Genomic DNA, 23,187 nt, shown 5'->3' with positions numbered 1-23,187 from the left:
AAATACTGGCATTTTAGGTTCAGTATAAAAGGGCATGATAATTTACATTATCTCCTTTTTTTCTCCACGATTGGCTCGTACCTTGCCGCTACAGTGAAGCAAGGCATGCCCATAACGATACGCAGAACTACGAGGTCCTCTTTTAATGGCGAATTTCTTTATTGATCGCCCCATTTTTGCCTGGGTGCTGGCAATTCTGTTGTGTCTGACAGGAACCCTGGCCATTTTCTCATTGCCCGTTGAACAGTACCCGGATCTCGCGCCCCCCAACGTGCGAGTGACCGCTAACTATCCTGGCGCATCGGCCCAGACGCTGGAAAACACCGTGACCCAGGTTATCGAACAGAATATGACTGGCCTCGATAACCTGATGTATATGTCATCACAAAGCAGCGGTACTGGACAGGCGTCAGTAACGCTCAGTTTTAAAGCTGGCACAGATCCAGACGAAGCAGTGCAACAGGTGCAGAACCAGTTGCAGTCTGCCATGCGTAAACTACCGCAGGCGGTGCAAAATCAGGGCGTGACGGTGCGTAAAACCGGCGATACCAACATTCTGACCATTGCCTTCGTCTCTACCGATGGTTCGATGGATAAACAGGATATTGCCGATTACGTTGCCAGTAATATTCAGGACCCGTTAAGCCGCGTGAACGGCGTTGGTGATATCGACGCTTACGGTTCGCAATATTCGATGCGTATCTGGCTGGATCCGGCAAAACTGAACAGTTTCCAGATGACCGCTAAAGATGTCACTGACGCCATTGAATCGCAGAACGCACAGATTGCGGTTGGACAGCTTGGCGGTACGCCTTCTGTCGATAACCAGGCACTCAACGCCACCATTAACGCCCAATCACTGTTGCAAACGCCAGAACAGTTCCGTGATATCACTCTGCGGGTAAATCAGGACGGTTCGGAAGTGAAACTGGGTGATGTCGCCACCGTCGAAATGGGAGCGGAGAAATACGATTATCTTAGCCGTTTCAACGGTAAACCAGCCTCGGGGCTGGGGGTAAAACTGGCCTCCGGTGCGAACGAAATGGCAACGGCAGAACTGGTGATCAACCGTCTGGATGAACTGGCGCAGTATTTCCCGCCCGGACTGGAGTACAAGGTGGCGTATGAAACCACCTCGTTTGTTAAGGCCTCCATTGAAGACGTAGTGAAAACTCTGTTAGAAGCTATCGCGCTGGTTTTCCTCGTCATGTATCTGTTCCTGCAAAACTTCCGCGCTACGCTGATTCCAACTATCGCCGTGCCGGTAGTGTTGATGGGAACCTTCTCGGTGCTTTATGCCTTCGGCTATAGCGTCAACACCTTAACCATGTTCGCGATGGTGCTGGCTATCGGCCTGCTGGTGGATGACGCCATTGTGGTGGTGGAAAACGTCGAACGTATTATGAGTGAGGAAGGACTCACTCCTCGCGAAGCCACACGTAAATCGATGGGGCAAATCCAGGGCGCACTGGTCGGGATTGCAATGGTGCTTTCTGCTGTATTTGTGCCAATGGCCTTCTTTGGCGGCACCACCGGGGCTATCTATCGCCAGTTCTCTATAACCATTGTTGCGGCAATGGTGCTGTCGGTTCTGGTGGCGATGATCCTGACTCCGGCATTGTGCGCTACGCTACTTAAGCCACTGAAAAAAGGTGAACATCACGGGCAGAAAGGCTTTTTTGCCTGGTTTAACCAGATGTTCAACCGCAACGCCGAACGCTACGAAAAAGGGGTGGCGAAAATTCTCCACCGCAGCCTGCGCTGGATTTTGATTTACGTCCTGCTGTTAGGCGGCATGGTGTTCCTGTTTCTGCGTCTGCCGACGTCGTTCCTGCCTCTGGAAGACCGTGGCATGTTTACCACCTCGGTACAGTTACCCAGCGGTTCGACTCAGCAACAGACTCTGAAAGTGGTGGAACAGATCGAGAAGTATTACTTCACCCATGAGAAAGACAACATCATGTCGGTGTTTGCCACTGTCGGTTCTGGCCCAGGGGGGAACGGGCAAAACGTGGCACGAATGTTTGTCCGCCTGAAAGACTGGAGCGAACGCGACAGTAAAACAGGCACCTCGTTTGCCATTATCGAACGTGCAACAAAAGAATTTAATAAAATCAAAGAAGCTCGCGTTATCGCCAGTAGCCCGCCTGCTATCAGCGGTCTTGGCAGTTCCGCTGGATTTGATATGGAGTTGCAGGACCACGCCGGGGCTGGTCACGATGCGCTGATGGCCGCGCGTAATCAGCTGCTGGCGCTCGCGGCGGAAAACCCAGAACTTACTCGTGTGCGCCATAACGGTCTGGACGACAGCCCGCAATTGCAGATTGATATCGACCAGCGCAAAGCGCAGGCACTGGGCGTTGCCATTGACGATATTAACGACACGCTGCAAACCGCGTGGGGCTCGAGCTATGTGAATGACTTTATGGATCGCGGTCGCGTGAAGAAAGTCTATGTGCAGGCTGCCGCGCCGTATCGCATGCTGCCAGATGACATTAACCTGTGGTATGTGCGTAACAAAGACGGCGGCATGGTGCCTTTCTCCGCCTTCGCGACCTCTCGCTGGGAAACAGGCTCGCCGCGTCTGGAACGCTATAACGGCTATTCTGCGGTAGAAATTGTCGGGGAAGCCGCCCCGGGCGTCAGTACGGGTACCGCGATGGATATTATGGAATCGTTGGTGAAGCAGTTGCCGAACGGCTTTGGACTGGAGTGGACAGCGATGTCGTACCAGGAACGACTTTCCGGAGCACAAGCTCCGGCGCTGTACGCCATTTCATTGCTGGTGGTATTCCTGTGTCTGGCTGCACTTTATGAAAGTTGGTCAGTACCGTTCTCGGTAATGCTGGTTGTACCGCTGGGGGTTATCGGCGCGCTGCTGGCAACCTGGATGCGTGGGCTGGAAAACGATGTGTACTTTCAGGTTGGCCTGCTAACAGTCATTGGTTTGTCGGCGAAAAACGCCATCCTGATTGTTGAGTTTGCCAACGAGATGAATCAAAAAGGCCACGACCTGTTTGAAGCGACACTCCACGCATGCCGTCAGCGTTTACGTCCGATTCTGATGACATCGCTGGCGTTTATCTTCGGCGTATTGCCGATGGCGATCAGCAGTGGTGCCGGTTCCGGTGGTCAACACGCCGTCGGTACTGGCGTAATGGGCGGGATGATTTCTGCCACCATTCTGGCGATTTACTTCGTGCCGCTATTCTTTGTGCTGGTGCGTCGTCGCTTCCCACTGAAGCCTCGACCAGAATAAGCAATAAAAAAGGCGACATACGTATGTGTCGCCTTTTTCAACTCTCTGATAAAGAACCTGACGTCAGGTTCTTTCATTTCCTGTTCTGAAAATTACTTACGAAGCATAACTTCGATAAAGTCTTTCCAGTTCCCCAGTTCACGTTCAATCATAACAACCTCTCTTATAATTATGGGTATTCTACGGAAACAATATACCGTGGTGAAGCTAATTTATTCGATTGCTGTGATTACTACCTCCGGGGTGAAGCCTACGTTAATACTATGGCCCTGTGACAGGGATTTTTATGTGATGAACAGCAACATTTCGACATATTCATACGGATTCTAATACTGAATTAATTCTGTTTAAAATACAAAAATATACCAAGAGGAACATTCTTAATAATTGCATTAAAATTGTTCACAACCATTTAATAATTGTTAAGTTAAATACCTTAATAATGTTATATTGCCTGATAATCATTTTCGGGAAATATGTATTGACCGTTAAATGATTAGTTATTCTTAATAATCGCAAAAGGATTCATTATGGTTACCCTTTACGGTATCAAAAATTGTGACACCATTAAAAAAGCACGTCGTTGGCTGGAAACCAATAACATCGACTTTCGCTTTCACGATTACCGTGTTGATGGCCTGAACAGTGAATTGTTGAACTCTTTTATCAATGAATTAGGCTGGCAAGCGTTACTTAACACCCGTGGCACCACCTGGCGCAAGCTGGACGAAGCTACCCGCAACAATATCACCGATGCGGCCTCCGCTATGGCATTAATGACTGAAATGCCTGCAATTATCAAACGCCCATTGCTCTGTGCGCCAGGGAAGCCTATGCTGCTGGGTTTCAGTGAATCCAGTTATCAGCAATTTTTCCATGAGGTGTAGTCTATGTCGTGTCCGGTTATTGAGCTGACACAGCAGCTTATTCGCCGCCCATCCTTAAGTCCTGATGATGCAGGATGTCAGGCAATCATGATCGACCGTCTGCAGGCAATCGGTTTTACCATTGAACGCATGGATTTTGCGGATACGCAGAATTTTTGGGCGTGGCGTGGACAGGGAGAAACCCTGGCCTTTGCCGGACATACTGACGTAGTCCCTCCTGGCGATGCCGACCGTTGGATCAACCCACCATTTGAGCCAACCATTCGCGATGGCATGTTGTTCGGGCGCGGCGCGGCTGATATGAAAGGTTCGCTGGCGGCAATGGTAGTGGCAGCAGAACGTTTTGTCGCGCAACATCCCAACCATAAAGGCCGACTGGCATTTCTGATCACCTCAGACGAAGAAGCCAGCGCCCACAATGGCACGGTCAAAGTAGTCGAAGCGTTAATGGCGCGTAATGAACGGCTGGATTACTGCCTGGTCGGTGAGCCGTCGAGTATCGAAGTGGTTGGCGATGTAGTGAAAAATGGCCGTCGCGGATCGTTAACCTGCAATCTCACCATTCATGGCGTGCAGGGGCATGTGGCCTATCCACATCTGGCAGATAACCCGGTACATCGTGCTGCGCCATTTCTCAATGAGTTAGTAGCTATTGAATGGGATCAGGGGAATGAATTTTTCCCGGCAACCAGTATGCAGATTGCCAATATTCAAGCGGGAACCGGCAGTAACAATGTTATTCCGGGTGAGCTGTTTGTGCAGTTTAACTTCCGCTTCAGTACTGAATTGACCGACGAAATGATCAAAGCGCAGGTGCTTGCCTTGCTGGAGAAATATCAACTGCGCTACACCGTCGACTGGTGGCTTTCTGGTCAGCCATTTTTGACAGCGCGCGGTAAACTGGTGGATGCGGTGGTGAACGCCGTTGAGCACTATAATGAAATTAAACCGCAGCTACTGACCACAGGCGGAACGTCCGACGGGCGCTTTATTGCTCGCATGGGGGCGCAGGTGGTGGAACTCGGGCCGGTCAATGCTACCATTCATAAAATTAATGAATGTGTGAATGCTGCCGACCTGCAGCTACTTGCCCGTATGTATCAACGTATCATGGAACAGCTCGTCGCCTGATGAGTCGTTCTGTAAGAGGAAATAAGCATGGACTGGCTGGCTAAATATTGGTGGATTCTGGTGATTGTCTTTTTGGTGGGCGTCCTGCTGAACGTGATTAAAGATCTCAAGCGCGTCGACCATAAGAAATTTCTCGCCAACAAGCCGGAGCTTCCCCCGCATCGTGATTTCAACGATAAGTGGGACGATGACGACGACTGGCCGAAAAAGGATCAACCGAAGAAGTAAGCTGAGGGGCCGGATAAGGCGTTAACGCCGCATCCGGCAACGGTGAACAATGCCTGATGCGACGCTCACGCGTCTTGTCAGGCCTACGCAGCTGTTATTACATCATTTCAATTACATCATCATCGCCAGGCTTACCACCACTTAGCGCTTCGTCGAAATAATGTTTCGGAATGGTATAACGCAAGTGATCCAGGGCAAATTGCATACTACGATTGTCGATCGCATGGCCCAAATTCTCCACGATATCCAGCGTTACATCACCACCGGCACTGATTAACGCTTCCTGCGCCGCAACCGCATGCGCCAAATCGATAACCGGATCTTCACCACCATGAATCAAGTGAATTGTCGTGGCTGTAGACGCGGTTTCCGGCAGGCTGGCATAGCGTCCATTAAAAGCAATGACGCGCGAGGCAAGGCCTGGCTCGGCTTTAATACTCTCCAGCGCCATAATCGCGCCTTGTGAGAAACCGATTAGCGCCGTGGCGTTAGCCGCTACTCCGCTCTGTTTCTGCCAGTAGCGCACCGTCTCAATAAAGGTCGGCATGATGGCATCCACACGCGCCTGGCGATTATCTTCCGTTATGCCCTGCACCGAAAACCACTGACGCCCCGCCGGATTACCGCTCGGCTCCGCGCCACCGACACTCACCACCAGCGCATCCGGGAACAGCGGCGCAAACCAGCTGCCGATCTCCCCCATCGCTACCGGGTTATCGCCGACGCCGTGAAAAAGCAGCAACAACTGTTGCGCAGGTTTATCCGGGCTTTGAACAACAAAATGGTCATGTTTCATGGCGAACTCCTTAACTGATGTCATTAATTTTACGCCGCTGACTCACAATGACCATGGGATAAAATTGAAGGAGTCAGTGAAAAAATTGCCATTGCGTTATGCGATCGCGCAGGCGTTCAGTGCGGGTATCATCAAGCGCGAATAGCGCCTGTGCCGCCTCTTCACGCTGACGGGCCAACAACGCCTTACGCCCCGAAAGTTTAAGTGTGGTACATAACTGCGCGTCGCTGACGTTTTTCTGCAAGCGCCCACGCAGCGCTGGTAATGTCAGTTCGCTGATTTGCAGCAGACGCATTAAACAGCCTAATGACGTTAAAAGCGGACGATGAGCGAAAGCAAAACCAGCCAGTTCCAGCCAGTCGCCGTCAGTAACCACGATATCGTTAAGCGGATCGACTGGAATAGTTTCGCCATTCCACTGCGCGATAATTTGCGCATCGCGGCGTAAACGAAAATGCTCACGTTCTGCCAACTGTTTACCCGCTTCGCTAATCGGTAACAACGCCATCGCCGTATAACAGCCGCTGCTGGCTTCGCGATGATTGCCCATCCGCACCAACACAAAACCGCATCGTTGCCAGAAACACCATAATTCCTCGGTGTAGCCAAAGCTTACCGAAAGGTAGTCGAGGCCATGCGTATATTGCAAAGCGCTGGCAATGAGCTGTTGCCCAACGCCTTCGCGCTGACGCGCCGGATGGACTGCAATCCGGCTGACCCGCCGTCCGCGCAATGTCGCCGCCTGTGGATTGCTGCCGTGCGCCGCCAGCGACTGGGCCACCAGATTACCCCGCGGGCGACGAAACCCCGCCCATACCGCCTGACTGAGTTCTTGAGATAATCCGCCCTCATCCACCAGCCACAGCGCCCCGGCGATCTCGTTTTCGCCAGCCGCCTGTAAAAAATGTTGCCCAGGCGCATCCATCATCCGGCGTAAATCCAGCGGCGAGGTCCGGTAGTGCGCACCAGACAATAGCTGATATACCTTTAACGGTGTATCTGGTTCGCTTCTCCATAACGCCTGTTCAAAAGCGGAAATGACGATGTCACCTTGTGGTTCGTGAGTGAAGTTTTCATCGTCAAAAACCAGTGCCTCACTGACTATTTTTTCCAGCGGGCATCCCTGCGCCCAGCGGATCGGCTGTTGCAGTTCAAAACGGTGTAAATGCGGAAAGCGGGCGCAAAATTTCAGCAAAAAACCACGTCCGGTGCCTTCATAGCCCTGTACCGTTGTAGTTAACAAAGTGCGTGAGAAACGCGATACAAGCTGATGCAACAGTGGTGCAGGAATGGCTGCGGCTTCGTCAACCACCAGCCAGTCGGCTTTTTCATCACTGGCTAATAAGGCATCTGGCGCCACAAAGCGATACTTCTCGCCCGCAAACTGCGCCAGCACATCCGTTGCAGCCTTCGCAGGTGCTGTAACAATCGCACTGCCAGAGATACGGGAAATGAGTTGCCCCGCCAGCGCCGACTTACCGCGCCCGCGCGCAGCAGTTACCGCAGCCACGCCTGGCGGCATGGTCAGCAGTTGCTGTAATATGTGCTGTTGTTCTGGTTGCGGCTCGCCAGTAGCAGGACGCCAGTCTGGATAAGGAGCAAAATGCGCCAACTTGAACGGCTGATTTTGTCGCCAGAGGATAGCGTTGTTATCCGCCGCAAGTACACGTTTGAGATGTTGGACAAAATGCGGCGTCGCAATAGGACCAGGGCAATCACTCCAGCGCAGCGAATCGACATCAGGATGGTTTTCCCATTCTTCCCACGCAGGGAGCAACAACACCAGCCAGCTTCCCGCTTTCAGCGTTCCGCTAAGTGCCGCAAAAGCAGCGGCATCAAAACCCTGGCGGGCGTCGAATACCGCATGCTGGAACTCGCGCCCAAGTAAAGTTTGTAGCGCTGATGGCGTACAGTGGTTTTCAGAAGCTGGCTGCGGCGAAACCCACAGCCAGTCGCCCGGTAATACGTCACGCAACTTAAGCGCATGCTCACCGCACCAGCTTCCTTCGCCGCTCAACACTAACAAGCGGCGAATCCCTTCACGTTTCATTTGCGCTGTTAATGTGTGAAACGCAGTCAGTTCAGCCATCCCTGCCCCGGAAGTTAAATGCTTTTACCAAAAGTATTGCATTGGGCCGGATCGCCGCTGTCGAAACCACGTTTAAACCAGCTGTAGCGCTGCTGAGATGTACCATGGGTAAAGCTGTCTGGCACCACCTGCCCCTGACTTTGCTGTTGTAAACGGTCATCGCCGATGGCCTGCGCCGCGTTCAGCGCCTCTTCCAGATCGCCGGTTTCCAGAACGCCTTGCTGCTGCATGCTATGCCCCCAGACACCGGCAAAGCAGTCGGCCTGGAGTTCCATACGCACAGATAAGCGGTTGGCTTCCGCTTGCGTCGCGTTTTGTTGCAGTTGACGGACTTTCGGCTCGATACCTAACAGTTTCTGCACGTGATGACCGACTTCATGGGCGATAACGTACCCTTGAGCAAAATCACCATCCGCGCCCAGTTTGTCTTTCATGTCATCATAGAAGGAGAGATCGATATAGACTGTGCCATCCGCCGGGCAATAAAACGGTCCCATAATGGACTGCCCCGCCCCGCAACCGGTGCGAGTCATTCCACGGTACATGACCAGCTTCGGTTGCTGGTAGGTCTTACCCATCTTCTCGAATTGCTGTCCCCAGGTGTCTTCCGTGGTTGCCAGAATCACCGAAGTGAATTTTGCTGCTTCGTCTTCATTTGGGCTAATTGAACGCGTTGATTGCTGTTGGGAAACGGGCTGCCCGGTCATTAATCCAGTTAAATCAACACCATAGTAGCCAGCGACCAACACAACCACCAGTAAAATTAACCCGCCTTTACCGGTTGGTAGGCGAAAACCGGGACCGCCCATTGACGGACCACCGGAACTGTTTCGCCTGTCTTCAACATTGTCACTTTCACGACGCCCTTGCCAGCGCATAGATACCTCAACAATATATTCATTATAGGAATGATCGTAGGTGGTTCAGGGGAAGATTACCACAGGAAAACGGGAGGAAATGATGGAGGAATGAGCGTTCAATGCACATCTTACGAGAGCGGTTGTCTTGCCGTGCCAGCAGCACGGCAAGACGATGAACAGAAAAATCAGTCCAGCTGTACACCCAGGCGGCGGGCGACGGCTTCATAGGCTTCGATCAGGCCACCGAGGCTCTGGCGGAAACGGTCTTTGTCCATTTTCTCCAGCGTTTCTTTGTCCCACAGGCGGCTACCGTCCGGGGAGAACTCATCACCCAGTACCACTTCGCCTTTGTACAGACCAAACTCCAGCTTGAAATCGACCAGAATCAGACCGGCATCGTCGAACAGTTTTTTCAGCACGTCGTTCGCTTTGTAGGTCAGCTCTTTCATGCGCGCCAGGTTCTCTTTGCTTACCCAGCCAAAGGTTTCGCAGTAAGATTCGTTGACCATCGGATCGTGCATGGCGTCGTTTTTCAGGAACAGATCGAACAGCGGCGGGTTCAGCTCAATACCTTCTTCGATTCCAAGACGTTTCACCAGAGAGCCAGCAGCACGGTTACGCACGACACATTCAACCGGCACCATATCCAGTTTTTTCACCAGACATTCGGTATCAGAGAGCAGACGCTCCATTTGAGTCGGGATACCCGCTTCAGCCAGTTTGCTCATAATGAAGTAGTTGAACTTGTTGTTCACCATACCTTTGCGATCAAACTGCTCAATGCGCGCGCCATCCCCTGCTGACGTATCATTGCGGAATTCGAGCACCAACAGGCCCGGGTTTTCCGTGCTGTATACGGTTTTCGCTTTACCACGATACAACTCAGCTTGCTTTTGCATCTTTATCACTCCTGGGTGTGAATTAACGTTTTAAAATCTTTTGCTGTCTGGTGTGCCTGTCGTTTTGTCGGCTGTACCGTGAACGCCTTAACCGACCTACGCCGACAAACAAATTTCGTGCGAATTAACGCTAAAATCGCGTTTTTCTGCTGACGCACACGTTTGCGTATCATATCAGAAAAAAGGGCCGGATGACTCCAGCCCTGTATTTTTACTTGCTAAACGCAGCCTGGAAGACTGATACCAGTGCGTCGTTTTGGCTTTGGGTCAGCGTATGACCTTTTGGATCAATAAACTGTAAGCTGCTGCGGTTATCTAAATCACCGACCTGCAATTTGTAGTCGCCGGATGCCAGTTCAGGATCACGGGCGCCCAGTTCCTGCCAGTCGCTGTCAGACAGTGGCTTGTAAGTTACGGCCATGCTGCCCTGTGAACGAGTGCTGTCGGTCACTTTCATGCCCACTTTTTCCAGCGCAGCAGGCAGACGTTGCCATACTACGTTGAACGGACCACGCACGACCAGCATCGGTAAACCAGTGTCGTCAGCGCCGCTTTGTACATCCATTGTTGTGGAAGCACGGTTTTGCGCCGCATTAGCCGCGTCAGTGACGGATTTATCCAGGCCAGCGGAAATGACGTTCATCATCTCAGCACTGTAACGCTGCATAGACGCCGCATCTGCAACCGGCTTGCCAGCCTGCTCCAGGTTCAGCAATTTCACCGTTACCGCCTGCTGATAACCCTGCGGTTTAACGGAGATTTGATAACGACCACGATATTGCTCGTCTTCGTCCAGACGGTTCCATTGAACCCAATCGGTGGTCAGCGTCTGACCGGCATCATCGCGTTGGGTAATGGTATAGTTTTTCGCCTGCAGCACGCTAACGACCTGCGGCCACAGAGTATTGCCACGACCATTTTCCACCAGCAGCGAAGCTGTATCGCCCGTGAACTGGGTACGCGCACCTGAAACCAGCGCCAGCGGCTGGGCTGGTGGACGAATATCTAACGCTTTGCCAACTGCGCCACTACCGTTAGTTACCGGAATCGCATAGTCGCCGGAGGTCACCGGCAAAATCATTCCTGCCGGGGCGTGAAGTTCTGCAAGCGGTGCCGCTTCCAGGTAGGCTTCATCGCCGCTCACCTGACGCTTATAACGTGAGTCCGAACTACAGGCTGCGAGTAAAAGAACAAGCGAAACACCCGCAACCTTCGCCAGGCGCGACTTTTGTACAGAGTAAGCCATCAAATCTCCCTAAACTTTACAGCAAACCGGCATGCTTAAGCGCCGCTCTGACCGTCTCACGACCACTGTCGGTGATTGGCGTCATTGGCAGGCGTAGCGTATCGGTCGCCACAAGACCCAGTTCCTTACATGCCCATTTCACAGGGATTGGATTGGGTTCGACAAATAGTTTGTTGTGTAATGGCATCAGACGCTGATTAATAACGCGTGCCTCGGCAAAATGCCCTTCTGCCGCCAGTTTGCACATCTGGGCCATATCTCGCGCTGCGACGTTAGCCGTAACGGAAATTACGCCATGACCGCCTAACTGCATGAAATCCAGCGCGCTTGCATCATCGCCGCTCAGCAGAACAAAATCGTCTGAAACCAGCTCTTTGATCTGGTTTACCCGCGTTAAGTTCCCTGTTGCTTCTTTGATTCCGACAATATTTTTTACTTTCGCCAGACGGCCCACCGTTTCTGGTAGCAGATCGCAACCAGTACGGGACGGCACATTATACAGAATTTGCGGCAGGTCAGTATGTTCAGCGATGGCCTTGAAATGCTGATACAGACCTTCTTGCGATGGGCGGTTGTAATAAGGGGTTACCGTCAGGCAGCCAACAACACCGCTGTCGTTGAAGCGCTGCGTCAGGTTAATGGCTTCTGTGGTGGCGTTAGCACCGGTCCCGGCAATCACCGGAATGCGCCCATCAGCCAGCTCCAGCGTCATCATCACGACATCGACATGCTCGTCATGGTTCAGAGTAGCGGACTCACCAGTAGTACCAACAGAAACGATCGCCGAAGTACCGCTGGCGACATGATAATCAATCAGTTTTTTTAAGCTAGCCCGACAGACATTACCTTTTTCATCCATCGGAGTAACAATCGCGACAATACTTCCCGTGAACATGGGCCATCCTCTGTGCAAACAAGTGTCTCAATGGTACGTTTGGTATGGCATTAAAAGCAAGCAAACAGAACCGTTCTGATTGTTGTATGCATGTTTTTTTTATGCTTTCCTTAGGAACATCTCACCCCCTTAAAGGAATAACCAGTTTGACACTGTCATCGCAACATTATCTGGTGATCACTGCGCTGGGTGCCGATCGCCCAGGAATTGTGAATACCATCACCCGTCATGTCAGTAGTTGCGGCTGTAATATCGAAGACAGTCGCCTGGCGATGTTGGGAGAAGAGTTCACGTTTATCATGCTGCTTTCCGGTTCATGGAACGCCATCACCTTGATTGAATCAACGTTACCGTTGAAAGGCGCCGAGCTGGATCTTTTAATCGTGATGAAACGAACGACCGCTCGCCCATGTCCACCTATGCCCGCATCTGTCTGGGTTCAGGTCGATGTGGCGGACTCCCCGCATTTAATTGAGCGCTTCACAGCACTTTTCGACGCGCACCATATGAACATTGCAGAACTGGTGTCACGCACGCAACCTGCTGAAAATGAAAGGGCTGCGCAGCTACATATTCAGATCACCGCCCACAGCCCGGCGTCTGCGGACTCAGCAAATATTGAGCAAGCGTTCAAAGCACTATGTACAGAACTCAATGCGCAAGGCAGTATTAACGTCGTCAACTATTCCCAACATGATGAACAGGATGGAGTTAATTAATGAATCCACTGAAAGCCGGTGACATCGCACCGAAATTTAGCTTGCCGGACCAAGACGGAGAACAAGTTAATTTGACCGACTTCCAGGGACAGCGTGTTCTGGTTTATTTCTACCCGAAAGCCATGACCCCCGGCTGTACCGTACAGGCCTGCGGCTTACGCGATAACATGGAAGAGTTAAAAAAAGCGGGCGTTGATGTGCTCGGTATCAGCACCGATAAACCTGAAAAACTTTCCCGTTTCGCAGATAAAGAACTGCTTAACTTTACGCTTCTGTCCGATGAAGACCACCAGGTATGCGAACAATTCGGCGTCTGGGGCGAGAAGTCTTTCATGGGCAAAACCTACGATGGTATTCACCGTATCAGCTTCCTGATCGATGCCAACGGCAAAATCGAACACGTATTTGACGATTTCAAAACCAGCAATCACCACGACGTAGTGCTTAACTGGCTAAAAGAACACGCCTGATTACTTTGCTCCATTCCGTGCTGGCTGCGCTTGCGGCCAGCACATTTCACATCCGGTGATGTAAATCACGCCCTGCGACACTCGTTTCAAAGCCCTTTTCGCTGAAGATTACTCTTGCGGGATTTGACCATCCGGCCAGGCATGGATTACTGCTTTGATTAGCGTTGCCAGTGGGATAGCGAAGAATACGCCCCAGAATCCCCACAGCCCACCGAAAATCACCACCGATAAAATAATCACCAGCGGATGCAGGTTCACGGCTTCAGAGAACAACACCGGTACGAGTAAGTTACCGTCCAGCGCCTGGATAATCAGATACACCGCGAAGCAGCTCCAGAACTCGGTGCCAGCGCCAAACTGGAATAGCGCCACGCCGACCACCGGAATGGTCACCACAAATGCGCCAATGTACGGAATAAGCACCGAGAAACCAACCAGCACCGCCAGCAGCAGCGAATAGTTCAGCCCGAAGAGTAAGAATCCCAGCCAGGTGGCGATCCCCACCACGATCATCTCCAGTACCTTGCCACGGATGTAGTTGGTGATTTGCTGGTTCATCTCCTTCCACACCTGCCCTGCCAGTCCACGGTTGCGCGGCAGCACCCGACGAACGGCATTCAGCATTTGCTCTTTGTCTTTCAGCAGGAAGAAGACCATCAATGGCACCAGCACCAGATAGACGGCAATGGTCAGCAAACCGACCAACGAGGCGAGGGAGATTTTCACCACTGAATCGCCCATGGTAAGCATCCGGCTACGCATATTCTCAGCCATCGCATCAATAATGCCCGCGTCCATCAACGCCGGATAGCGGCGCGGCAACGTGGCGGCAAAATCAGAAAGCTTATTGAGCATACCCGGCATATCGCGGATTAAATAAATGCCCTGTTGCCAGGCGATAGGCATGACCACAAATGCCATCAGTAGCAGGATGCCAACAAACAGGACCAGCACAATCGACGTCGCCCAACGGCGGGAACAGCCAATAGATTGCAGGCGCACAGTGGGCCATTCCAGCAAATAGGCCAGCACAATAGCCACCAGCAGCGGCGCGAGTAATCCACTAAAGAAAAAGATAATGCCAAAACCGGCAACTAAAATAACCAGCAAGGCAATCGCTTCCGGGTCGCTAAAACGGCGGCGATACCATTGCATCAACATTTCGAGCATAAAGACCTTCCCTGAACCTCAAGAGGGGGATTGCGATCCGCAATTGTATCGAAATGTCACAAAAAAGACTTCGCTTTTTATGACGGATTCAGGAAACTAAAAAGTCATTTGAGTGGGTTAATCTTCACCGTTACACTCAAAGGCGGCGCGGTGGGAACGATATTTCACAGTATCGGTCAAATGACTATCTCCAGAAATACAGGACAGAGGTTATGTTCAGGCAGTTGAAAAAAAACCTGGTTGCTACCCTCATTGCTGCTGTGACCCTCGGTCAGGTAGCCCCGGCGTTTGCCGATAGCGCAGACACCTTGCCGGATATGGGAACCTCCGCAGGAAGCACGCTTTCCATTGGTCAGGAAATGCAAATGGGCGACTATTATGTTCGCCAGTTACGCGGCAGCGCGCCGTTAATTAATGATCCGCTATTAACGCAATACATTAACTCGCTGGGGATGCGTCTGGTTTCGCATGCCAATTCAGTTAAGACGCCATTCCATTTCTTTCTGATCAATAACGACGAAATTAACGCCTTTGCTTTCTTTGGCGGCAACGTAGTGCTGCATTCTGCCCTGTTCCGTTATTCCGATAACGAAAGCCAACTGGCTTCGGTTATGGCGCATGAAATCTCCCACGTCACCCAGCGCCACCTGGCGCGAGCGATGGAAGATCAGCAACGTAGCGCACCACTCACCTGGGTCGGGGCGTTAGGTTCTATTTTACTGGCGATGGCCAGCCCGCAGGCGGGAATGGCAGCGCTGACCGGTACGCTGGCGGGAACACGCCAGGGGATGATCAGCTTCACCCAGCAAAACGAACAGGAAGCAGACCGCATTGGGATTCAGGTGCTGCAACGCTCGGGGTTCGATCCGCAGGCGATGCCGACCTTCCTCGAAAAATTGCTCGATCAAGCGCGTTACTCTTCGCGTCCGCCGGAAATTTTGCTGACTCACCCGTTGCCGGAAAGCCGTCTGGCTGATGCTCGTAACCGTGCTAATCAGATGCGCCCGATGGTGGTGCAATCGTCAGAAGATTTCTATCTGGCGAAAGCGCGTACTCTAGGGATGTACAATTCCGGACGTAATCAGCTCACCAGCGACTTGCTGGATGAATGGGCGAAAGGCAATGTTCGTCAGCAACGGGCGGCACAGTATGGCCGTGCTTTACAGGCGATGGTAGCCAATAAATTCGATGAAGCACGGAAAACGCTTCAGCCATTATTGGCGGCAGAACCGGCTAACGCATGGTTTCTCGATCTGGCAACCGATATTGACCTTGGGCAACACAAAGCCAATGACGCGATCAATAGGCTGAAAAATGCCCGCGATTTACGCACCAGTCCGGTGTTGCAGCTCAACCTGGCAAACGCGTATCTGCAAGGCGGTCAACCGCAGGAAGCGGCCAATATTCTGAATCGCTATACTTTTAATAATAAAGATGACAGCAATGGCTGGGATTTGCTGGCACAGGCGGAGGCCGCGCTAAATAACCGCGATCAGGAACTGGCTGCGCGAGCAGAAGGTTATGCGCTGGCCGGGCGACTCGACCAGGCCATTTCTCTGTTAAGTAGCGCAAGTTCGCAGGTGAAATTAGGCAGTCTACAACAAGCGCGTTACGATGCGCGCATCGACCAGTTGCGCCAGTTGCAGGAACGCTTTAAGCCTTATACCAAGATGTAATTCGCATTAAAGGAAGAACAATGACCAAACAGGTAAAAATCTACCACAACCCACGCTGCTCAAAGAGCCGTGAAACGCTGAACCTGCTGAAAGAAAATGGTGTGGAGCCGGAAGTGGTGCTCTATCTTGAGACACCCGCCGATGCGGCAACGCTACGTAATTTGCTGAAAATGTTGGGTATGAATAGCGCCCGTGAATTGATGCGCCAGAAAGAGGATCTTTATAAAGAGCTGAATCTTGCAGACAGTTCGCTTAGCGAAGAGGCGCTGATTCAGGCGATGGTGGATAATCCGAAGCTGATGGAACGCCCGATTGTGGTCGTGAATGGCAAAGCGCGTATTGGTCGTCCACCGGAGCAGGTGCTGGAAATCGTGGGTTAAGATGTACCCCTTCGGTAGCTAAGGCATATTGCCGGATGCGACGCTTGCCGCGTCTTATCCGGCCTACAAATACAATGAACTTGATTCGAGTAAGTCGGATAAGGCGCTCGCGCCGCATCCGACAATAAACGTCCTGTCTACAGCTTCAGGATCTCTTTCACAAACGGAATGGTCAACTTACGTTGTGCCGTAATCGATGCGCGATCCAGCTGATCCAACGTCATAAATAACGTGCGCATCTCTCTATCAAGCCGCTTCAGCAAGAAACGTCCCACATCTTCCGGCAGTTCAAAACCACGCAAACGGGCGCGTAACTGTAAAGCCTGCAATTTGTCTTCATCAGAAAGTGGCTGCAACTTGTAGATCTGCCCCCAGTCGAGACGTGACGCAAGATCCGGTAACCCCAGATTCAACTGACGAGGTGGACGATCACCAGTGATCAGCAACCGTGTTTTACCTGACTCCAGAATCCGATTGTAGAGATCGAAAATCGCCATCTCCCACAACTCATCGCCAGCAATACACTCAATATTGTCGATGCAAACCAGCGACAGTTGTTCCATACCATCGAGCACTTCCGGAACAAACCAGGTGCGTTTATCCAGCGGGACATAACCTACCGCATCGCCACGCTGCGACAATTCCGCGCAAGCCGCGTGCAGCAGATGGCTGCGCCCCGCGCCTTCGCGTGCCCAGAGATAGATGTAACCGCTATGTTCCTGACGCAGCACGTTTTTCATCGCGGCCAGTAAAGAGGAGTTATCCCCCGGCCAGAAACTTGCAAAGGTTTCGTCGTCAGGAAGATAAAGTGGCAAAGAGAGCTGTGCCGGTGTGTTCAGAGATACCTCAACCAGGGATTTCACAAAATCACGAGAAGTTTACCACAGAATTCCATCATGTTTGAACCGGGCAGCATTACTGCCCGGTCGCTACATTATTTTTCTGTTATATCGGCGTCTTCTGCATCCAACACCACTTCTTCCGGACGGAGCACGCTAATCAATTTAAAGATCAGGCTTAAGCCAATGCCGACGATGGTCGCCAACGCCATACCTTTCAGCTCTGCCGCACCGATGTTTACCTTCGCACCGCTGACACCGATGATCAGGATCACGGAAGTCAGGATCAAGTTCTGTGCTTTGTTGTAGTCCACTTTCGATTCAATAAGTACACGAATACCAGAAGCGCCGATGACACCGTAAAGCAGCAGCGAAACGCCGCCCATCACCGGCAGTGGGATCATCTGGATAGCCGCAGCCAGTTTACCAACACAGGAGAGCAGAATGGCGAAGATCGCCGCACCACCGATTACCCAGGTACTGTAGACGCGGGTGATCGCCATAACGCCGATGTTTTCCCCGTAGGTAGTGTTTGGCGTGGAACCAAAGAACCCGGAGATAACGGTCGACAGGCCGTTAGCGAACATGGAACGGTGCAGGCCCGGATCGCGCAGCAGATCTTTTTTCACGATGTTAGCCGTTACCACCAGATGCCCCACGTGTTCGGCAATAACCACCAGCGCCGCAGGCAGAATGGTCAAAATGGCAAACCACTCAAAGCGCGGCGTGTAAAAGGTCGGCAGAGCAAACCAGTGAGCGTTAATAATCGGCGTGGTATCGACAATACCCATTGCGAAGGAGAGCGCGTACCCCACCAACACGCCAATCAAAATCGGGATAATCGCCAGGAAACCGCGGAACAGAACGGAACCTAAAACCGTAACCGCAAGGGTAGTAATGGAGATAATGATGGTTTTGGAATCTGGCGTTTGCCCTTCAGCCGGGAGTAAGCCAGCCATGCCAGCGGCCACGCCCGCCAGCTCCAGACCGATGACAGCAACGATTGCCCCCATTGCCGCTGGAGGAAACAGCACATCCAGCCAGCCAGTCCCTGCTTTCTTCACAATAAAAGAAACCAGACAGAACAGCACGCCGCACATAATAAAGCCGCCCAGCGCGACTTCATAACCCAACGGCAACAGCAATAACACCGGAGAAATAAAGGCAAAGCTCGAACCAAGATAAGCCGGGATTTTCCCTTTACAGATGAAGAGATACAGCAGCGTTCCGATACCGTTAAATAACAGTACGGTCGCCGGGTTGATATGAAATAAGACGGGCACCAGGACGGTTGCACCAAACATGGCGAACAAATGTTGTAAACTAAGCGGGATTGTCTGTAAAAGTGGCGGTCTTTCACTCACCCCGATAGCACGGCGCGTCATAGTATTATCCTCTGTATATTATGTGTTATAGGCGCTTTACTCAAAAAAAAGCCGACTCTTAAAGTCGGCTTTAATTATTTTTATTCGTTATTTCGTACCAAAGATTTTATCACCAGCATCGCCGAGGCCCGGAATAATGTATCCGTGCTCATTCAGCCCCTGGTCAATCGATGCGGTATACAGCTCGACGTCCGGATGCGCTTTTTCCAGCGCAGCGATACCTTCTGGCGCAGCCACCAGCACCAGCACTTTAATGCTGCTGCAGCCCGCTTTTTTCAGCAGGTCGATGGTCGCGATAACGGAACCACCGGTTGCCAGCATTGGGTCAACGATCAGCGCCATACGCTCATCGATGTTAGAAACCAGTTTCTGGAAGTACGGTACCGGCTCCAGTGTTTCTTCATCACGGTACATACCGACTACGCTGATGCGCGCGCTCGGAACGTTTTCCAGAACACCGTCCATCATCCCCAGACCCGCACGCAGAATTGGCACCACGGTAATTTTCTTACCTTTGATCTGGTCAATTTCTACCGGGCCGTTCCAACCTTCGATAGTGACTTTTTCCGTTTCGAGGTCGGCGGTCGCTTCGTAAGTCAGCAGGCTACCCACTTCGGAAGCGAGTTCGCGAAAGCGCTTGGTACTGATATCTTGCTCACGCATCAGTCCCAGCTTGTGTTTGACGAGTGGGTGTTTGACTTCCACGATCTTCATACTCTTTCTCCTTTGAGGGCAGCCACAAAAAAAATCGACGGATTATACCGCCATTCTTTTCATCGACAACATTTTTTTACTTGATGCTGATCAAGCATAGGCGGGGTTGCCAGGAATAGAGTAGCAAATCTCAGTACTCATCAGCTTTTGCGCCAGGATGCGCGAGACATGAAAAAACGGAAAAGTAAAAAAGAGCAAGCGTGGGCGGAAGCCTCTACTTTTGAGAAGGTGTTATACCGGAGCTATCAGGCAGCTTTTGTGATTTTTAGCCTGTGGACTGGCTGGGTGGTTTATGATGAAGTGCAGATGCGGCAAGACTCAGTTGCGACGATGTCAACGATTTACAATGTGCGTTTCATCTCACCGGAAGAAGCTGCAAGTAAAGGCTTATGTAAACTACATGGCCGGAACGCGAATTGCGATTTTCGATATACCTTCACCGTTGAATTTCAGGCGAGTGGACGCAAAAGAACAGCAGAATTTATTGATACGTCCTGGAATCCCGGCAACAGAAAGTCTGTCTGTATCAATTATGTGAAAAGCAAACCCGAGATTGTAAAATTTTGCCACGCCTTCTGGTTCAAACTTCACAAAGACTATTTTGGGTTCCCCTTCGGCTTCTGGTCATTGACCATAATGGGTGCATTAGGCATCGCTGTCACCATTGCCGCTGAAAAAGTAAAACAGCGATTCCGGCGAGCATCTCAACCGCCACCAAAACAGCAGTGGTATCGGATTAGCGACAGGCAAACCGGACAGCTACTGTTGGAAACAAATAATAAAAAAGAGGTCAATATTCTGCTGAATCAAAAGAAAATAACCGCCATCAGAGGCGGGGGAAACAGCGAGATTGTGACGATCAACGGCAGGAAAATAGCGCGTTCCTGGGTTATTTACGAGGTGATTGAACGCAATTCCAGGCGCACGAAGAAAAAAGCATCCTAACGCGGCCAGCTTTCGCTGGTCGTTCCATGATTACAGCTTCTCGCCGTTAGAGACGATCACCTCTTTATACCAGTTGAACGATTTTTTACGGCTGCGTGCTAGCATGCCGTTACCTTCGTTATCTTTATCAACGTAAATAAAGCCGTAGCGTTTTTTCATCTCGTTAATATGGGCTGCGAGATAATCAATACGGTACTGGTCGTTCACCGTACCGTCGCTTTCCTGCACGTCGATCGAGCCAAAACCGTTCTCTACGATAAACAGCTGTAGCTGATAGTGGTCACAGAACCAGTTCAGCGAATAGCGCAGCCCTACCGGGTCAATCTGCCATCCCCAATAGAATTTATGCACGTATGGGTTAGAAACCAGGCTGGTTGTTTATCTCGTTAAAGGTCATCCAGTACTTCACTGGATGCTGATAATGGGTGAAGACAACCTGGGCAAAGCGCACGAAGAAGTCGATGAGTTTACGGTTACGCCTGCCGTCATTACATCAGCCACGTTTTCATAGCAAAGTTATCGAAGCGACGGATAGCGCCGCCCATTTTTAGCGCGGTGCCGCCAATATCAAATGCTGCAATGCCCATCGTTCTCATCCTTCCCGAATGGTAAAACGACACGCTGACTTCTCGTTTCCGCAAAAACAGAAACCGATTTCAGTTGCACCATGTGCATTCAACGCAACTGATGCAAGGACAAAAATGTACCCGGTTTCATTTTCGTGAATAGTATCAAAGTTGACCGCGTTCTCAGGCCGAACGGCAAAAATCCACCCCCTAAAAAATGGATGCACAATGGGCTCGCAAACGTTTGCTTAGACTGTTAGAATTGCGCCGATTTTTCTTGCTAACGCAAACGCGTGGAGACTTAGCAGTGACCGACAAAACCTCTCTCAGCTATAAAGATGCCGGTGTTGATATTGACGCAGGAAACGCTCTGGTTGACCGAATCAAGGGGACTGTGAAGAAAACCCGTCGCCCGGAAGTGATGGGGGGATTGGGTGGATTCGGCGCATTGTGCGCGCTGCCGCAAAAATATCGTGAACCCGTACTGGTTTCCGGCACTGACGGTGTAGGCACCAAGCTACGTCTGGCGATGGACTTAAAACGTCACGACACCATTGGTATTGATCTGGTCGCCATGTGTGTTAATGACCTGGTGGTGCAAGGCGCGGAACCGCTGTTTTTCCTCGACTATTACGCAACCGGAAAACTGGATGTTGATACCGCTTCAGCGGTGATTAGCGGCATCGCGGAAGGTTGTCTGCAATCGGGCTGTTCGCTGGTGGGTGGCGAAACGGCAGAAATGCCGGGGATGTATCACGGCGAAGATTACGATGTCGCTGGTTTCTGTGTTGGGGTGGTAGAAAAATCAGAAATCATCGACGGTTCTAAAGTTAGCGACGGCGATGTGCTCATTGCGCTCGGCTCCAGCGGCCCGCACTCGAACGGTTACTCGCTGGTACGCAAAATTCTCGAAGTCAGCGGTTGCGACCCGCAAACTACAGAGCTGGACGGAAAACCTTTAGCCGATCATCTGCTGGCGCCAACCCGTATTTATGTGAAGTCAGTGCTGGAATTGATTGAAAAGGTTGATGTTCACGCCATTGCGCACCTGACCGGCGGCGGTTTCTGGGAAAACATTCCTCGCGTATTACCAGAAAACACTCAGGCAGTGATTGATGAATCCTCCTGGCAGTGGCCGGAAGTGTTCAACTGGCTGCAAACGGCAGGTAACGTCAGCCGCCATGAAATGTATCGTACCTTCAACTGCGGCGTCGGGATGGTTATCGCCCTGCCTGCTCCGGAAGTGGACAAAGCTCTCGCCCTGCTCAATGCCAACGGTGAAAACGCGTGGAAAATCGGTATCATCAAAGCTTCTGATTCCGAACAACGCGTGGTTATCGAATAATGAATATTGTGGTGCTTATTTCCGGCAACGGAAGTAATTTGCAGGCAATTATTGATGCCTGTAAAACCAACAAAATTAAAGGCACCCTACGGGCAGTTTTCAGCAATAAGGCCGACGCGTTCGGCCTTGAGCGCGCCCGCAAAGCAGGTATCGCAACGCATACGCTAATTGCCAGCCAATTTGACAGTCGGGAAGACTATGATCGGGAGTTGATGCACGAAATCGACATGTACGCCCCCGATGTAGTAGTTCTGGCCGGTTTTATGCGCATTCTCAGCCCAGCGTTTGTTTCCCACTTCGCCGGGCGTTTGCTAAACATTCACCCTTCCCTGCTACCGAAATATCCCGGCTTGCATACCCATCGTCAGGCACTGGAAAATGGCGATGAAGAACACGGTACATCAGTGCATTTCGTCACCGATGAGCTGGACGGCGGCCCGGTGATTTTGCAGGCTAAAGTTCCGGTTTTTGCCGGTGATACGGAAGATGAAATCACCGCTCGCGTGCAAACTCAGGAACATGCTATTTACCCGCTGGTCATTAGCTGGTTTGTTGATGGTCGTCTGAAGATGCATGAAAACGCCGCGTGGCTGGATGGTCAGCGTCTTCCACCGCAGGGCTACGCCGCCGACGACGAGTAATCTTCCGCATATTTAAAGCGCCAGCGCTACTGCTGGCGCATCTCATT

At 51.5% G+C, this 23,187-nt stretch carries 22 protein-coding genes and 2 pseudogenes; 11 read left to right on the top strand and 13 right to left on the bottom strand.

Features of this window, described 5'->3' with window-relative positions:
• Window positions 1-145: 145 nt before the first annotated feature.
• Window positions 146-3,259: a multidrug efflux RND transporter permease AcrD gene (gene acrD / locus FEK42_RS00180; RefSeq protein ID WP_130207435.1), complete on the top strand. Its 3,114-nt coding sequence runs from the start codon at window positions 146-148 to the stop codon at window positions 3,257-3,259.
• 92 nt (window positions 3,260-3,351) lie between these two features.
• On the opposite strand, the gene ypfM is transcribed toward acrD, so the two are convergent.
• Complete coding sequence (ypfM, locus tag FEK42_RS00175) at window positions 3,352-3,411, bottom strand: protein YpfM (RefSeq protein WP_001386977.1); 60 nt, start codon at window positions 3,409-3,411, stop codon at window positions 3,352-3,354.
• 378 nt (window positions 3,412-3,789) lie between these two features.
• On the opposite strand from ypfM, the gene FEK42_RS00170 reads away from it, so the two are divergent.
• Genes FEK42_RS00170 through FEK42_RS00160 form a run of 3 tightly spaced genes read left to right on the top strand, consistent with a single transcriptional unit; the run spans window position 3,790 to window position 5,505 of the window.
• Entirely contained in the window at window positions 3,790-4,146 is a 357-nt protein-coding gene (locus FEK42_RS00170) for an ArsC family reductase (RefSeq protein WP_130207437.1), read from the top strand.
• Between the two features lie 3 nt (window positions 4,147-4,149).
• Entirely contained in the window at window positions 4,150-5,277 is a 1,128-nt protein-coding gene (gene dapE, locus FEK42_RS00165) for a succinyl-diaminopimelate desuccinylase (protein WP_130214573.1), read from the top strand.
• 27 nt (window positions 5,278-5,304) lie between these two features.
• Entirely contained in the window at window positions 5,305-5,505 is a 201-nt protein-coding gene (locus FEK42_RS00160; RefSeq protein ID WP_000383836.1) for a YpfN family protein, read from the top strand.
• Window positions 5,506-5,602: 97 nt separating this feature from the next.
• Here FEK42_RS00160 and ypfH read toward each other — a convergent pair whose 3' ends face one another.
• From ypfH to dapA, 6 genes are all read right to left on the bottom strand, one after another.
• Complete coding sequence (gene ypfH / locus FEK42_RS00155) at window positions 5,603-6,301, bottom strand: esterase (protein WP_130260492.1); 699 nt, start codon at window positions 6,299-6,301, stop codon at window positions 5,603-5,605.
• A 73-nt stretch (window positions 6,302-6,374) separates the two neighbouring features.
• On the bottom strand, window positions 6,375-8,390 hold the full coding sequence (tmcA, locus tag FEK42_RS00150) for a tRNA cytosine(34) acetyltransferase TmcA (RefSeq protein WP_138211695.1): 2,016 nt from the start codon (window positions 8,388-8,390) through the stop codon (window positions 6,375-6,377).
• Window positions 8,391-8,404: 14 nt separating this feature from the next.
• Window positions 8,405-9,268 carry a neutral zinc metallopeptidase gene (locus FEK42_RS00145; RefSeq protein ID WP_130207445.1) on the bottom strand — a complete coding sequence of 288 codons (864 nt, stop codon included), beginning with the start codon at window positions 9,266-9,268 and terminating at the stop codon, window positions 8,405-8,407.
• A gap of 167 nt (window positions 9,269-9,435) precedes the next feature.
• The gene (gene purC / locus FEK42_RS00140; protein ID WP_061357655.1) at window positions 9,436-10,149 is read right to left on the bottom strand and encodes a phosphoribosylaminoimidazolesuccinocarboxamide synthase; all 714 of its coding nucleotides are present in this window, start codon (window positions 10,147-10,149) and stop codon (window positions 9,436-9,438) included.
• A gap of 211 nt (window positions 10,150-10,360) precedes the next feature.
• Window positions 10,361-11,395 carry an outer membrane protein assembly factor BamC gene (bamC, locus tag FEK42_RS00135; protein WP_130207447.1) on the bottom strand — a complete coding sequence of 345 codons (1,035 nt, stop codon included), beginning with the start codon at window positions 11,393-11,395 and terminating at the stop codon, window positions 10,361-10,363.
• A 16-nt stretch (window positions 11,396-11,411) separates the two neighbouring features.
• On the bottom strand, window positions 11,412-12,290 hold the full coding sequence (dapA, locus tag FEK42_RS00130; protein WP_130207449.1) for a 4-hydroxy-tetrahydrodipicolinate synthase: 879 nt from the start codon (window positions 12,288-12,290) through the stop codon (window positions 11,412-11,414).
• A gap of 146 nt (window positions 12,291-12,436) precedes the next feature.
• Between dapA and FEK42_RS00125 the strand changes: the two genes are divergently transcribed.
• Entirely contained in the window at window positions 12,437-13,009 is a 573-nt protein-coding gene (locus FEK42_RS00125) for a glycine cleavage system transcriptional repressor (RefSeq protein WP_135492884.1), read from the top strand.
• Window positions 13,009-13,479, top strand: coding sequence for a thioredoxin-dependent thiol peroxidase (gene bcp / locus FEK42_RS00120; RefSeq protein ID WP_130207453.1), 471 nt, complete (start codon window positions 13,009-13,011; stop codon window positions 13,477-13,479). Before FEK42_RS00125 ends, bcp begins: the two co-directional genes overlap by 1 nt.
• Before the next feature lie 108 nt (window positions 13,480-13,587).
• Here bcp and FEK42_RS00115 read toward each other — a convergent pair whose 3' ends face one another.
• Complete coding sequence (locus FEK42_RS00115; RefSeq protein WP_130207455.1) at window positions 13,588-14,649, bottom strand: AI-2E family transporter; 1,062 nt, start codon at window positions 14,647-14,649, stop codon at window positions 13,588-13,590.
• A gap of 212 nt (window positions 14,650-14,861) precedes the next feature.
• Here FEK42_RS00115 and bepA point away from each other — a divergent pair, with 212 nt between their 5' ends.
• Together bepA and arsC are read left to right on the top strand one after the other, a co-directional pair.
• The gene (gene bepA, locus FEK42_RS00110; protein ID WP_130260490.1) at window positions 14,862-16,325 is read left to right on the top strand and encodes a beta-barrel assembly-enhancing protease; all 1,464 of its coding nucleotides are present in this window, start codon (window positions 14,862-14,864) and stop codon (window positions 16,323-16,325) included.
• A gap of 20 nt (window positions 16,326-16,345) precedes the next feature.
• A complete protein-coding gene (gene arsC, locus FEK42_RS00105) occupies window positions 16,346-16,705 on the top strand; it encodes an arsenate reductase (glutaredoxin) (protein ID WP_131162103.1) in 360 nt (119 codons plus the stop codon).
• 137 nt (window positions 16,706-16,842) lie between these two features.
• Here the strand turns inward: arsC and FEK42_RS00100 are convergent, their stop codons facing one another.
• The 3 genes from FEK42_RS00100 to upp form a co-directional block, all read right to left on the bottom strand.
• Window positions 16,843-17,544: a DnaA inactivator Hda gene (locus tag FEK42_RS00100; RefSeq protein ID WP_074399451.1), complete on the bottom strand. Its 702-nt coding sequence runs from the start codon at window positions 17,542-17,544 to the stop codon at window positions 16,843-16,845.
• A 95-nt stretch (window positions 17,545-17,639) separates the two neighbouring features.
• A complete protein-coding gene (gene uraA / locus FEK42_RS00095) occupies window positions 17,640-18,929 on the bottom strand; it encodes a uracil permease (RefSeq protein ID WP_135404531.1) in 1,290 nt (429 codons plus the stop codon).
• Window positions 18,930-19,016: 87 nt separating this feature from the next.
• Window positions 19,017-19,643, bottom strand: coding sequence for a uracil phosphoribosyltransferase (gene upp / locus FEK42_RS00090; RefSeq protein WP_130207463.1), 627 nt, complete (start codon window positions 19,641-19,643; stop codon window positions 19,017-19,019).
• A 168-nt stretch (window positions 19,644-19,811) separates the two neighbouring features.
• Between upp and FEK42_RS00085 the strand changes: the two genes are divergently transcribed.
• The gene (locus tag FEK42_RS00085) at window positions 19,812-20,588 is read left to right on the top strand and encodes a hypothetical protein (protein WP_135410254.1); all 777 of its coding nucleotides are present in this window, start codon (window positions 19,812-19,814) and stop codon (window positions 20,586-20,588) included.
• 30 nt (window positions 20,589-20,618) lie between these two features.
• Here FEK42_RS00085 and FEK42_RS00080 read toward each other — a convergent pair.
• A pseudogene (locus FEK42_RS00080) lies at window positions 20,619-20,966 on the bottom strand (family 1 glycosylhydrolase); the annotation flags it as partial.
• Window positions 20,959-21,063: pseudogene (locus FEK42_RS22890) on the bottom strand (family 1 glycosylhydrolase); the annotation flags it as partial. The pseudogenes FEK42_RS22890 and FEK42_RS00080, both read right to left, overlap by 8 nt.
• A 398-nt stretch (window positions 21,064-21,461) precedes the next feature.
• On the opposite strand from FEK42_RS22890, the gene purM reads away from it, so the two are divergent.
• Together purM and purN are read left to right on the top strand one after the other, a co-directional pair.
• Window positions 21,462-22,499 (top strand): phosphoribosylformylglycinamidine cyclo-ligase, encoded by a 1,038-nt coding sequence (purM, locus tag FEK42_RS00070; RefSeq protein ID WP_130207469.1) that lies wholly within the window; start codon window positions 21,462-21,464, stop codon window positions 22,497-22,499.
• Window positions 22,499-23,140 carry a phosphoribosylglycinamide formyltransferase gene (gene purN / locus FEK42_RS00065; RefSeq protein ID WP_135492885.1) on the top strand — a complete coding sequence of 214 codons (642 nt, stop codon included), beginning with the start codon at window positions 22,499-22,501 and terminating at the stop codon, window positions 23,138-23,140. Before purM ends, purN begins: the two co-directional genes overlap by 1 nt.
• Window positions 23,141-23,187 lie beyond the last annotated feature (47 nt).

The sequence above is a fragment of the Escherichia sp. E2748 genome, assembly GCF_005781125.1.
Lineage (GTDB): Bacteria > Pseudomonadota > Gammaproteobacteria > Enterobacterales > Enterobacteriaceae > Escherichia.
Note: the sequence above shows the minus strand (reverse complement) of the source record. Positions and strands in the feature narration are given on the sequence as shown.